9 protein-coding genes are annotated in these 12,379 nt (G+C 74.7%); 5 read left to right on the forward strand and 4 right to left on the reverse strand.

Features of this window, described 5'->3' with window-relative positions; genetic code table 11:
- The first annotated feature begins 320 nt into the window (after window positions 1–320).
- Window positions 321–1,733, forward strand: a complete 1,413-nt coding sequence (locus GEV43_RS34845) for an amidase (protein WP_160825056.1) — start codon at window positions 321–323, stop codon at window positions 1,731–1,733.
- Window positions 1,734–1,811: 78 nt separating this feature from the next.
- Here the strand turns inward: GEV43_RS34845 and GEV43_RS34850 are convergent, their stop codons facing one another.
- From GEV43_RS34850 to GEV43_RS34865, 4 genes are read right to left on the reverse strand one after another with little or no spacing between them, the layout of a single operon-like run.
- Window positions 1,812–2,960, reverse strand: a complete 1,149-nt coding sequence (locus GEV43_RS34850) for an acyl-CoA dehydrogenase family protein (protein WP_160825057.1) — start codon at window positions 2,958–2,960, stop codon at window positions 1,812–1,814.
- Window positions 2,957–3,880: a hydroxymethylglutaryl-CoA lyase gene (locus GEV43_RS34855; protein ID WP_160825058.1), complete on the reverse strand. Its 924-nt coding sequence runs from the start codon at window positions 3,878–3,880 to the stop codon at window positions 2,957–2,959. Before GEV43_RS34855 ends, GEV43_RS34850 begins: the two co-directional genes overlap by 4 nt.
- Entirely contained in the window at window positions 3,880–5,832 is a 1,953-nt protein-coding gene (locus GEV43_RS34860) for an acetyl/propionyl/methylcrotonyl-CoA carboxylase subunit alpha (RefSeq protein ID WP_160826004.1), read from the reverse strand. Before GEV43_RS34860 ends, GEV43_RS34855 begins: the two co-directional genes overlap by 1 nt.
- 17 nt (window positions 5,833–5,849) lie before the next feature.
- Window positions 5,850–7,454: a carboxyl transferase domain-containing protein gene (locus GEV43_RS34865; protein WP_160825059.1), complete on the reverse strand. Its 1,605-nt coding sequence runs from the start codon at window positions 7,452–7,454 to the stop codon at window positions 5,850–5,852.
- A 204-nt stretch (window positions 7,455–7,658) separates the two neighbouring features.
- Here GEV43_RS34865 and GEV43_RS34870 point away from each other — a divergent pair, with 204 nt between their 5' ends.
- The 4 genes from GEV43_RS34870 to GEV43_RS34885 all read left to right on the forward strand — a co-directional run bounded on the left by GEV43_RS34870 (window position 7,659) and on the right by GEV43_RS34885 (window position 12,341).
- Window positions 7,659–8,261: a TetR/AcrR family transcriptional regulator gene (locus GEV43_RS34870; protein WP_309240228.1), complete on the forward strand. Its 603-nt coding sequence runs from the start codon at window positions 7,659–7,661 to the stop codon at window positions 8,259–8,261.
- Between the two features lie 57 nt (window positions 8,262–8,318).
- Window positions 8,319–9,905 carry a class I adenylate-forming enzyme family protein gene (locus GEV43_RS34875; RefSeq protein WP_160825061.1) on the forward strand — a complete coding sequence of 529 codons (1,587 nt, stop codon included), beginning with the start codon at window positions 8,319–8,321 and terminating at the stop codon, window positions 9,903–9,905.
- 44 nt (window positions 9,906–9,949) lie between these two features.
- Window positions 9,950–10,984 (forward strand): hypothetical protein, encoded by a 1,035-nt coding sequence (locus GEV43_RS34880; protein ID WP_160825062.1) that lies wholly within the window; start codon window positions 9,950–9,952, stop codon window positions 10,982–10,984.
- A 190-nt stretch (window positions 10,985–11,174) separates the two neighbouring features.
- Window positions 11,175–12,341: an MBL fold metallo-hydrolase gene (locus GEV43_RS34885; protein ID WP_160825063.1), complete on the forward strand. Its 1,167-nt coding sequence runs from the start codon at window positions 11,175–11,177 to the stop codon at window positions 12,339–12,341.
- The last annotated feature ends 38 nt before the right edge of the window (window positions 12,342–12,379 follow it).

Raw genomic sequence — 12,379 nt, forward strand, 5'->3', positions numbered from 1 at the left:
TCAGGCATGCAGGGGCCGTCGAACAGTGCTCTGGGGGATACCGCAGCAAAATACTGCAGAGACTGACACTTTCGCGAACGGTTTAACTTCACCAGGATCCGGAGTATTCCAGGAGGGTCCGACAATCTGAGCGCGTCGCTGCTGCTCCACGCGATATATCGTCTGACCTCAACGGGACTTCAGGTCAAACGACTGTGACGCACGCGACACCGCACCCTCACCTGGCATCCGTACAGACCGGGCTCACCGCCGGAAGTCATCGCCGCCCGCGGGCGGAAATCCGGTGGAGGCGGCTGGGGCGGGTGGGGGACGCTGGGGGCTTGGAACCGTACGAGTACGCCGACCTCGACGCCGTCGCCCTGCGCGGGCTGATCCGCGGAGGCGAGGTGACGGCGGCGGAGGTCGAGGACGTGGCGCGGCGGGCGCTCGCGCGCGCCGACGAGGCGCTGAACGCGCTGGCCGGCCCGCCGTTCGCCCCCGGCGAGATGCCGCACCGCGCGCCGGACGGGCCGTTCGCCGGGGTGCCGTTCCTGATCAAGGACGGCGGGCCGTTCGCGCGGGGCGTGCCGTTCACCGTGGGGAGCCGTGCGGTGCGCGGCGCGGTCGCGCGGGAGGACCACGAGCTGATGGCGCGGTTCCGCGCGGCCGGGCTGGCGGTCCTCGGGCGGACGGCCGTGCCCGAGATGGCGTTCAGCTTCGCGACCGAGTCGCGCCGGTACGGGACGACCCGCAACCCGTGGGCGCCGGGGCGCGGCGCGGGCGGGTCCAGCGGCGGGTCGGCCGCGCTCGTCGCGGCCGGGGCCGTCCCGATGGCGCACGCGAACGACGGCGCCGGGTCGATCCGCGTGCCGGCGTCGTGCTGCGGGGTCGTCGGGCTGAAGCCGGGGCGGGGCCGCGTGCCGTGCGGGCCGGCGGTGGGCGAGGCGTCGTTCGGGCAGTCCGCCGAGTTCGCGGTGACCCGGACGGTGCGGGACGCCGCGCACCTGCTCGACGCCGTCGCCGCGGCGCCCGTGGGCGAGAAGTACGAGGCGCCGCCCCCGCCGCGCCCGTACGCCGAGATGATCCGCACCGACCCGGGGCGGCTGCGGGTGGCCGTCTCGACGGCCGCCGCCGCGCCGGTGGACGCGCAGGTGGCGGCCGTCGCCGTCAACGCCGGGAAGGTGCTGGAGTGGATCGGGCACGAGGTGGCCGAGGACGCCCCCGGCGTCGAGCCCGATGACGTGGTCGAGGCGATGATGCTGTCGGTGTTCGCGGCCGGGGCGATGCTGAAGGCGCCGGAACGGCTCGACCGCTCGCTCCTGGAGGCGGTGTCGCGGCGGCTCCTGGCCGAGACGGAGGCGGCGACGGCGCTGGACGTCCTCGCGGGCGTCGCCGCCCAGCACCGGGCGACGCGCCCGGTCGGGCTGTTCTTCACGAGGTACGACCTGCTGGTCACCCCGACGCTCGCGCGGCCGCCCGCACCGCACGGCGCCCTCGCCTACGACGATCCGGGGCACACGGCGCGTTCGTGGCTGCGCCGGCTGTTCGAGTACGGGCCGTTCACCGCGCCGTTCAACGTCTCGGGCAACCCGGCGATCAGCCTGCCGCTCGGGCAGAGCCGGGAGGGGCTGCCGATCGGGGTCCAGCTCGTCGCCGCGCACGGGCGCGAGGACCTCCTGCTCCAGGTGGCGGCCCAACTGGAGGAGGCCGTCCCCTGGAAGGACCGCAAACCCAGCGTCCTCACCGGCGCCTGAACGGGCCCCGGCGGCTCGTGCCCGCCGCACGGCACGAGCCGCCGGGGCCCGGCCGCGTCGCCGTCGGTGCGGCGCGGGTCAGGTCGTCGGGAGGCCCAGGGAGCGGGCGATGAGCATGCGCTGCACCTCCGAGGTGCCCTCGCCGATCTCCAGGATCTTGGCGTCGCGGTAGAAGCGGCCGACCGGGTACTCGTTCATGAAGCCGTAGCCGCCGAAGATCTGCGTCGCCTCGCGGGAGTTGTCCATCGCCGCGTTCGACGCGACGAGCTTGGCGATCGCCGCCTCCTTCTTGAACGGCTCGTCCCTGAGCATCTTCGCGGCGGCGGCGTAGTAGGCGAGGCGGGCGGTGTGCACCCGCGCCTCCATGTCGGCGATCTTGAACTGGATGGCCTGGTAGCGGCCGATCTCCTTGCCGAACGCCTGCCGCTCCCCGACGTAGCGCAGGCACTCGTCCACGCAGCCCTGGGCGAGGCCGACGGAGAGCGCGGCGATCGCGATGCGGCCCTCGTCCAGGGTGCGCAGGAACTGCGCGTAGCCCCGGCCGCGCTCGCCGACCAGGTTGGCGGCGGGCACCCGGACGTCGTCGAACGACAGCTCGCGGGTGTCGGACGACGACCAGCCGACCTTGGAGTACTTCGGCGCGACGGTGAAGCCGGGCGTCCCGCTCGGCACCAGGATCGTGGAGATCTCCCGCTCGCCGGTCAGCGCCGTGACCGTGACGAACGCGGTGATGTCGGTGCCGGAGTTGGTGATGAACGACTTCGAGCCGTTGATCACCCACGAGTCGCCGTCGAGCCGGGCCGTGGTGCGCATCCCGCCCGGGACGTCGGAGCCGCCGCCCGCCTCGGTCAGCCCGAACCCGCCGAGGATCTCCCCGGTCACCAGGCGCGGCAGCCACTCGGCCTTCTGCGCCTCGGTCCCGAAGCGGTGGATCGGCATGGCGCCGAGCGAGACGCCCGCCTCCAGCGTGATCGCGACGGAGGAGTCGACCCGCGCCAGCTCCTCCAGCGCGAGGCAGAGCGTGAAGTAGTCGCCGCCCATCCCGCCGTACTGCTCCGGGAACGGCAGGCCGAACAGCCCCATCTTCCCCATCGCCGCGACGATCTCGTACGGGAACTCGCCGCGCTCGTACAGGTCGCCGATCACCGGGGCGACGGTCTCGCGGGCGAAGCGCTCGACGGTGCGGCGCAGCTCCTCCTGCTCGCCGGAGAGCGTGAAGTCGATCATGATGGCTCCTTCGCCAGGGCTTGGACAACGCGGGAGGGGCTGGGGCGGCCGAGCACGGACGCCATCCAGGTGCTCGTCGCGACGAGCTCGGACAGGTCCGCGCCGGTCTCGACGCCGAGGCCGTCCAGCATCCAGACCAGGTCCTCGGTGGGCAGGTTGCCGGTCGCGCTCTCGGCGTACGGGCAGCCGCCGATGCCGCCGGTGGAGGCGTCCACGGTGGTGACCCCGGCGCGGAGCGCGGCGAGCGTGTTGGCGAGGGCCTGCCCGTAGGTGTCGTGGAAGTGGACGCCGAGGTCGGACGGCGCGACGCCCGCGGCGCCGAGCGCCTCGATCAGCGCGGTGACCTGGCCGGGCGTGCCGACGCCGATGGTGTCGCCGAGGCAGAGCTGCGAGCAGCCGAGGTCCATCATCCGCGTCGCGACCGACACGACCTGCTCGATCGGGACGTCGCCCTCCCACGGGTCGCCGCACGCCATCGAGACGTAGGCGCGCACCCACAGGCCCTCGGCGCGGGCGCGCGCGACGACGGGCGCGAACATGGCGAGCGACTCGTCCACCGTGCGGTTGAGGTTGCGGCGGGCGAACGTCTCGGTCGCCGCGCCGAAGACCGCGATCTCGGTGACGCCGTGCGCGAGGGCCCGGTCCAGTCCGCGCTCGTTCGGGACGAGCACGGGGTAGCGCACGCCCGGCTCGCGCGGCAGGACGGCCAGCAGCTCCTCCGCGTCGGCGAGCTGCGGGACCCACTTCGGGTGCACGAAGCTCGTCGTCTCGACCGTGCGCAGCCCGGCCCGCACGAGGCGGGCGACGAACTCGGCCTTCGCCGCGACGGGCACGACCGCCTTCTCGTTCTGGAGGCCGTCCCGCGGGCCGACCTCGTAGATCGTGACGCGCTCCGGGAGCCCGTCCATGGGTACGCGCATCAGCCCTCCTCGATGACGGCCAGCACCGCGTCGAGGGCGACCTGGGCGCCCGCGCGGGCCGGCAGCCGGGTCACGGTCCCCGCGACCGGCGCGGTCACGGTGTGCTCCATCTTCATCGCCTCCACGACGACGAGCGGCTGGCCCTCGGCGACCCGGTCGCCCTCGGCGGCCTTCACGGCGAGGACCGTGCCGGGCATCGGGCTGCGCAGCACCCCGTCGCCCGCCGCGGCGGCGCCGCCCGCGTCGTCCGCGCGGACGTGCTCGGTGAGCGCCCACGCCGCGCCGCCGCGGCCGACCCACAGCGTGCGGCCGTCGCGCGCGAACGCGAACCGGACCGTCCGGCCGCCGTAGGTCAGGACCGTCCCGTCGAGGGACGCGGCGACGGGCGCGCCGTCGCCGACCCGGACCTGCGCGCCCTGCGCGCGGCCCCGCACGCGGACCTCGACGGGGTCGCCGCCGGACGGCGTGACGATCCACGGCGTCCACGCGTGCGCGCCGGGACGCCAGCCGTCCGGGATCTCCCACGGGTCGGGGTCGGCGGTCTCCAGCGCGCGGGTCCGTTCGAGCGCGGCGGCGGCGAGGACCTCGTCCGGGACGGGCGCGGGCGCGGCGAGGCCGTCCGGGCCGTCCAGGGACCGCTCGACCAGGCCCGTGTCGAGGTCGCCCGCGGCGACCGCCGGATGGCGCAGCAGCGCGCGCAGGAACGCCACGTTCGTCGGCACGCCGAGCAGCGCGTACGAGGCGAGTGCCCGGTCGAGGCGGCGCAGCGCCTCCGCGCGGTCCGGGCCCCACGCGACGACCTTGGCGAGCATCGGGTCGTACGCCCCGCCGACCTCGGCGCCCTCCGCGAGGCCCGAGTCGACGCGGACGTGCTCGCCGGACGGCTCGGACAGCGCGAGGACGCGCCCCCCGGTCGGCAGGAACCCGCGCGCCGGGTCCTCGGCGTAGACGCGGGCCTCCACGGCGTGCCCGTCCAGCGCCACGTCCCCCTGGGCGAGCGGCAGCGGCTCCCCGGCGGCGGCGCGGAGCTGGAGCTCGACCAGGTCCAGGCCCGTGACCAGCTCCGTCACCGGGTGCTCGACCTGGAGGCGGGTGTTCATCTCCATGAAGAAGTACTCGCCGGGACGGTCGGCGGAGACGATGTACTCGACCGTCCCCGCGCCGACGTACCCGACGGCGCGGGCGGCGGCGACGGCGCTCTCGCCCATGCGCGCGCGGGCGGCGGCGTCGAGCAGCGGCGACGGGGCCTCCTCCACGATCTTCTGGTGGCGGCGCTGGAGGCTGCACTCGCGCTCGCCCAGGTGGACGGCGTTGCCGTGCGCGTCGGCGAACACCTGGATCTCGATGTGCCGGGGGTTCTCCACGAACCGTTCGGCGAGCAGGGTGTCGTCGCCGAACGACGCGGACGCCTCGCGCCGCGCCGACGCGATCGCCTCGGGCAGGTCGGCGGCGTCGCGGACGAGGCGCATGCCCTTCCCGCCGCCGCCCGCCGACGGCTTCAGCAGGACCGGCAGGCCGACCTCCAGCGCGGCGGCCTCCAGTTCGGCGTCGGTGAGGCCCGGCTCGTCCCGTCCGGGAACGACCGGGACCCCGGCGGCGGCCACGGTCCGCTTCGCGCGGATCTTGTCGCCCATCGCCTCGATCGCGGCGGCGGGCGGGCCGACGAACGTCAGGCCGGCGTCAGCGCAGGCGCGGGCGAACGCGGCGTTCTCGGAGAGGAAGCCGTAGCCGGGGTGGACCGCCTCCGCGCCCGTCGCGCGGGCCGCCTCGACGATCGCGTCGCCGTCCAGGTAGGACGGGATCAGCACCGCCTCGTCGGCCGCGCGCACGTGCGGGGCGCCCGCGTCGGCGCGGGAGTGCACCGCGACCGAGCGGACCCCGAGCCGCCGCAGGGTGCGCGCGACCCGGACCGCGATCTCGCCGCGGTTGGCGATCAGGACGCTCTCGAACATGGCCAAGGGAGCAGACCTCACATCCGGAAGACGCCGTAGCCGACCGGCTCCAGCGGTGCGTTCGCCGCGACCGACAGCCCGAGCCCGAGCACGCGCCGGGTGTCGCGCGGGTCGATGACCCCGTCGTCCCACAGCCGCGCGGTCGAGTAGTAGGGGTTGCCCTGCGCCTCGTACTGCTCGCGGATCGGCGCCTTGAACGCCTCCTCGTCCTCGGCGGACCAGGCGTCGCCGAGCTGGTCGCGGCGGACCGTCGCGAGGACGGACGCCGCCTGCTCGCCGCCCATCACCGAGACGCGGGCGTTCGGCCACATCCACAGGAAGCGCGGCGAGTACGCCCGGCCGCACATCGCGTAGTTGCCCGCGCCGAACGAACCGCCGATGACGACCGTGAACTTCGGCACGCGCGCGCACGAGACGGCCGTGACCATCTTCGCGCCGTGCTTGGCTATGCCGCCCGCCTCGTACTCGCGGCCCACCATGAACCCGGTGATGTTCTGGAGGAACACCAGCGGGACGCTGCGGCGGTCGCACAGCTCGATGAAATGCGCGCCCTTCTGCGCCGACTCGCCGAACAGGATGCCGTTGTTGGCGACGATCCCGACCGGATGCCCGTGGATCCGCGCGAACCCGGTGACCAGCGTCGCGCCGTACTCCTTCTTGAACTCCTGGAACCGGCTGCCGTCCACGATCCGCGCGATCACCTCGCGCACGTCGTAGGGCGTGCGCGGGTCGGGCGGGACGACGCCGTACAGCTCGGACGGGTCGGCCGCGGGCTCCTCGGGCGCGGCGACGTCCCACGGGCGCGGCGCGCGCGGGCCGAGCGTGCCGACGATGTCGCGGACGATCCCGAGCGCGTGCGCGTCGCTGTCGGCGAGGTGGTCGGTCACTCCGGACGTGCGCGAGTGCAGCTCGCCGCCGCCGAGCTCCTCGGCCGTGACGACCTCGCCGGTCGCGGCCTTCACCAGCGGCGGGCCGCCGAGGAAGATCGTCCCCTGGTTCCGGACGATCACCGCCTCGTCGCTCATCGCCGGGACGTACGCGCCGCCCGCCGTGCACGACCCGAGCACCGCCGCGATCTGCGGGATGCCGCGCGCCGACATCGTCGCCTGGTTGTAGAAGATCCGGCCGAAGTGCTCGCGGTCGGGGAACACCTCGTCCTGGCGCGGCAGGAACGCGCCGCCGGAGTCGACCAGGTAGACGCAGGGCAGCCGGTTGTGCAGCGCCACCTCCTGCGCGCGCAGGTGCTTCTTGACCGTGACGGGGTAGTAGGTGCCGCCCTTCACGGTCGCGTCGTTGGCGACGACGACGCACTCGCGGCCGGAGACCCGGCCGACGCCGGTGATGATCCCCGCGCCGGGCGCCTCGTCGCCGTACATCCCGTTCGCGGCGAGGGGGGACAGCTCCAGGAACGGCGAGCCCGGGTCGAGCAGCGCGTCCACCCGGTCGCGGGGGAGCAGCTTGCCGCGGGCGACGTGCCGTTCGCGGGAGCGCTCAGGGCCGCCGCGCCCCGCCCGGTCGACGCGCTCGCGCAGCTCCGCGGCGAGGGCCTCGTTGTGCTCGGCGTTCCGCTTGAACGCCGCGCCGCCCGGATCGGCCCGCGTGGCCAGCTCAGGTCCGCCCATCACCCGTCCTCGTCGACAGTTAAGGGTCATTAACTCGGTCATGCGCCGCCGATGTTAACCGGCATTAACAATGCCAGTCTAGACTTCCATCATGACATCCGAGCCCGCCGCGCCGCGCACCGCCGGGAGCCCGCGCGCGGACGAGCCGGCCGCCGCGGGGCCCCCGCGGGCCCCGGCGCGCCCGCCAACCCGCGCCGGGCCGAGATCCTGGCGGCGGGGGCCGAGCTGTTCGCGCGACGCGGCTTCCACGGCGTGTCGATCGGCGACCTCGGCCGCGCCGTCGGCCTGACCGGGCCCGCGCTGTACCGGCACTTCAGCGGCAAGGAGGCCGTCCTCGCCGAGATGCTGCTCGACATCAGCGAGCGGCTCCGCGCCGAGGGCGCCCGCCGCGCCGCCGCGCCCGACCCCGGCGAGGCGCTCGACGCGCTGCTGCGCTGGCACGTCTCGTTCGCCCTGGAGAACCCCGCGCTGATCACCGTCCACGAGCGGGAGCTGGACAACGTGCCCCAGCCGCAGCGCCACCGGGTCCGCCGCATCCAGCGCGCCTACGTGGAGGAATGGGTCGGGGTGCTGCGGAGGCTGAGCCCGGGGCGCTCCGACGACCACCTCCGGGCCGCCGTGCACGCCTGCTTCGGCCTGCTCAACTCCACCCCGCACAGCGCCGCCGGCCTCGGCGCCGGGCCGATGGCCGAGCTGCTGCGGTCCATGGCGAGGGCCGCGCTGGACGGCGCGCGCACCGAAAGCCGAGGTCATCCGGGGGACGCCGTCCCGGGCGCCGCCGCGGGGACCGGGCCGGGCGGGGGCTAGCGCTCCGGGCCGCCACCAAGATAAAACTGATTTCAGATTCAGTTTCTTGGAGGGCGCATGCAGAGCTGGGTGCACGTCGTCGAGTGGCGGGCGCGGGGCCGCCGCGACCAGACCGCCGTCCGCGACGACCGCGGGACCGCCCTCACCTACGGCGAGCTGGCGGTCGCCCTCGAACGCGCCGCCGGAGGCTGGGCCGCGCGGGGCGTCGGCGACGGCGACGTGGTCGCGGTCGTCGCCAAGAACAGCGCCGCGTTCCTCGTGCAGGCCCTCGGGCTCATGCGCGCCGGCGCGATCCCGCTGTTCGTCAACTGGCGGCTGTCGGGCCGCGAGCTCGCCGGCCTGTGCGACCTGGCGGCGCCGGTCGCGGTCGTCGCCGACCCCGGGTTCGGCGGGATGGTGGAGGAGAGCGGCCACCCGTTCGGGACGCGCGTCGCGATCGGCCGTTCCGCGCCTGAGGGCTGGACGCCGTCCGCCGCCCTCGACGCCCCGCCGCCGCCCCGTCCCGCCGAACGGCTCTCGTCCGCCGGGGTCTTCGGGCTCATGCACACCAGCGGCACCACGGGCCGCCCGAAGCTGATCCCGCTCGTCAACGGGTCGCTGATGCGCTCGCTGGCGGGCTTCGCGATCGAGATCGGCGACCAGGTCGCCGGGTCCCGGCACCTCCAGATCATGCCGCTGTTCCACCTGGCCGGGTTCGCGCAGGCGATGCAGTGCCTGCTGACCGCGGGGACGCTGATCGTGCACGCGGGGTTCGAGCCGAAGGCCGTCGTGGACGCGTTCGAGCGCGACCGGGTCGAGTTCTTCACCGCCGGACCCTCGCTGATCGACATGCTCGTGGCGGAGGTCCGGTCCCGTCCGGAGCGGCCCGACCTCGGCTCCCTCCGCGAGATCCAGTACGGCTCGGCGCCGATCACGCCCGCGTCCCTGCGCGCCGCGATCGACACCCTCGGCTGCCGCTTCCGGCAGATCTACGGGAGCACCGAGTGCCTGGGGTTCGTGAGCCTGCTGCACCCCGACGACCACCGCCCCGACGCGCCCGTCCTGGCGAGCGCGGGCCAGATCGTGCTCGGCTGGGAGGTGCGCGTCGCGGGCCCGGACGGCGCGGAGGTCCCGGCGGGCGAGCCCGGCGAGCTGCACGTGCGGGGCGACGGCCTGTTCCCCGGCTACTGGAACGACGAGGCCGCCACCGCCGCCGCGTTCGACGGGGACGGCTGGTACCGGACGGGCGACATCGTGCGGATCACCGCGGACGGCTACCTGCACGTCCTCGACCGCGCCAAGGACATGGTGATCAGCGGCGGGGAGAACGTCTACCCGGCCGAGGTCGAGGCCGTCCTCGCCGAGCACCCGGCGGTCGCGGAGGTCGCCGTCATCGGCGTCCCGCACCCGCGCTGGGGCGAGGCCGTCCACGCGATCGTCGTCCCGTCCCGCACCGCCAAAGCGGTCGGCGCCGGCGCGGAGGCCGGGGCCGGTGGAGAGGAGGGGCCGCCGCCTCCGCCGGAGGCGCTCATCGCCTGGACCCGCGACCGCCTGGCGCATTTCAAGTGCCCGAAGTCGCTGGAGTACGCCGACGCGCTCCCGCGCAACAGCACCGGCAAGATCCTCAAGCGCGAGCTGCGCGCGTCCCGCTCCGGAGCCGCCTGACGCGCACGTCGAACGCGCCGGTCGCCCGCTGCGTACCACGGCACATGAAGGACCAGAAGGTCGCTCCGTTCGACGAGACCCCCGACCCGTCCTCCTCGCCCTCCTCGTCCTCCTCGTCCGCCGAGCCGGTCGCCGCGGCGTACGGGCCGCCCTCCGACGCCCGCGCCGGTGAACCCCTCTGCGTGGGCTGCGGACGTCCCGTCCCGCAGCCGGGCCGCGGCGCGCGCACCGTCCGCTACTGCCCGGACGGCGGCGGCGCGTGCGAGGCGGCGGCGCGCGACCGCCGCGAGGCGCCGGGCCTCACGGGGCAGGTCGCCTGGGCCTGGGAGATGGTCGAACGCCTCGAAAGCGCCGCCGACCACCTCGCCGTCTCGCTCGCGTCGGAGCTGAGCGTCGCGGGCGTCGAACGGCGCGTCGCCGACGCGCGGGCGCGCGCGGCCGAACAGGTCGCCGTGGCGCAGCGCGAGCGCGCCGCGTCCCAGGAACAGGCCGAGACCGCTTGGCGCGAGGCGGCGTCCGCCCGGAACCGCGCCGAGACCGCCGAACGGGACGCCGCCTCCGCGCTCGCCGACGCGCGCCGCGCCCGCGACGAACGCGAGGAGGCGCGCCGCGAGGCGGCCGAGGCCGAGGAACGGGCCGAACGGGCCTCCGCCGCCCGGCTCGCCGCCGAGGACCTGCGCGCCGCCGTCCGCGACGCCGAGGCCAAACGCGGACAGGCCGTCGCCGACCGCGACCAGATGCAGGCCCGCGCGCACGACCTCGAACAGCACAACCGGCGCCTGTCCCGGGTCGTAGAGGACCACCGCGCCGCGCTGGCCGCCCTGACCGCCGACCGCGACGCCGAGTTCCGGCCCGCGTCCAGCGCCCCGTCCGCGTCCGGCGTCCCGTCCGCCACCGCTCCACGCGCCGCGAACGGCGTCCGCCGGATCGACGAGGAGCCGCCCACCGGCCTGCACTCCCTGGCCGACCTGAATCCCGCGTCCCTCAACGACTCGCGCACCACCCGCAACGACATCCGACCCCTAGGCCGCACCAACGGCAGCCCCACCAATGGCCACAAACGACCTCGTCCCGACTGACCAACGCGCCGGCGGCCTCCGGCCTGCACCGCTCCACGCCGCCGTCCCCTCAAACCCTGAGCCGGCGAGATGGCGGGACGTCAGAGATCAGGACGTTGGGCTGCTCTGGGCTCTTGACCCGCGCGGGCGCGCCTCGGTAGAACGGACGGGCTTGAAACTGAGTTTAGTTTCAGTTCTATGAGGAGCCGCCGTGCCTACCGACCCTGAGTCCCGCCCCGCCGTCCCGAGCCGCCGACGCCTGCTCCAGGGCGGCGCGGTCGCCACCGGCGCAGCCGCCGCGGCGGCGCTGGCCCCCGCCGCGGCCGCGCACGCCGCCGGTCCCGCCTCGGGTGGCCGGTGGCCCCTCGGCAAGGGCCGGTTCCGGACCCGTCTCGTGCTGCTCGGCACCGCGGGCGGGCCCGTTCCGAACGCCGACCGCTTCGGGATCTCGACGGCGCTCGTCGTCGGCGACCGCACGTACCTGTTCGACGCGGGCCGAGGCTCGGTCAGCCAGTACGTCCGGGCCGGGCTGGAGTTCAAGAGGCTGCGCGGCATGTTCGTCACGCACCTGCACGCGGACCACACCGCCGACCTGTTCCAGTACCTGCTGCTCGGCCTGGTCAGCCCGGACGGCGACGCCCTCGTCCCGCCGATCGACCTGTACGGCCCCGGCCGCGCGGGCGCCCTGCCGCCGCAGTGGGGCAAGCCGCGCCCGACGCCCAACGTCAACCCCGACAACCCGACGCCTGGGCTGAAGGACCTGTTCGCCGACTCGCTCGACGGCTTCGCGTACCACTTCAACATCCTCGGCCGCGAGGCGAACATGCCCGATCCGTCGAAGTTCCTGCGCATCCACGAGATCGACGTCTCCGGGACGGGTGCGAACCCGATCGACGACCTCGCGCCGAAGATGGCGCCGATCAAGCTCTTCTCCGACGGAACGATCACGGTCGAGACGATCCTGGTCTCGCACGGACTGGTGTTCCCGGCGTTCGCCTACCGCGTCACCACCCCGGACGGCGTGGTCGTCTTCTCCGGCGACACCGGCTACAACGAGAACCTCATCGCGTTCTCGCGCGGCGCCGACGTCCTCGTCCACGAGGCCGTGAGCGTGGGCTACTACAAGGACAAGGGCTCGGACGAGGCGTTCATCAAGCACCTGGAGGAGGGTCACACCGACGTGGTCAAGGTCGGCGAGGTCGCCGCGCGCGCCGGCGTCGGAACGCTCGTCCTCAGCCACCTCGGCCCGGCCCGTTCCGACATGGTCTCCGACCGCGAGTGGCGCAAGGGCGCCCGCACCCACTTCAAGGGCGACCTCGTCGTGGGCCGCGACCTGATGAACATCGGCGTCCGCCACCACCGCCACCACAACCACTGACCCGCACGGCCCCCCGCTCGTCCGCTCCCTGTCCGGGA

It is taken from the genome of Actinomadura sp. J1-007 (genome assembly GCF_009793335.1).
Classification (GTDB): Bacteria; Actinomycetota; Actinomycetes; order Streptosporangiales; family Streptosporangiaceae; genus Spirillospora; species Spirillospora yumaensis.

Bases quoted from the DNA above. Each gene is read 5' to 3' on its own strand.
- GEV43_RS34850 (WP_160825057.1), bottom strand. From the start codon at position 2,960: ATGATCGACTTCACGCTCTCCGGCGAGCAGGAGGAGCTGCGCCGCACC.
- GEV43_RS34855 (WP_160825058.1), bottom strand. From the start codon at position 3,880: ATGCGCGTACCCATGGACGGGCTCCCGGAGCGCGTCACGATCTACGAG.
- GEV43_RS34860 (WP_160826004.1), bottom strand. From the start codon at position 5,832: ATGTTCGAGAGCGTCCTGATCGCCAACCGCGGCGAGATCGCGGTCCGG.
- GEV43_RS34865 (WP_160825059.1), bottom strand. From the start codon at position 7,454: ATGGGCGGACCTGAGCTGGCCACGCGGGCCGATCCGGGCGGCGCGGCG.
- GEV43_RS34875 (WP_160825061.1), top strand. From the start codon at position 8,319: ATGCAGAGCTGGGTGCACGTCGTCGAGTGGCGGGCGCGGGGCCGCCGC.
- GEV43_RS34880 (WP_160825062.1), top strand. From the start codon at position 9,950: ATGAAGGACCAGAAGGTCGCTCCGTTCGACGAGACCCCCGACCCGTCC.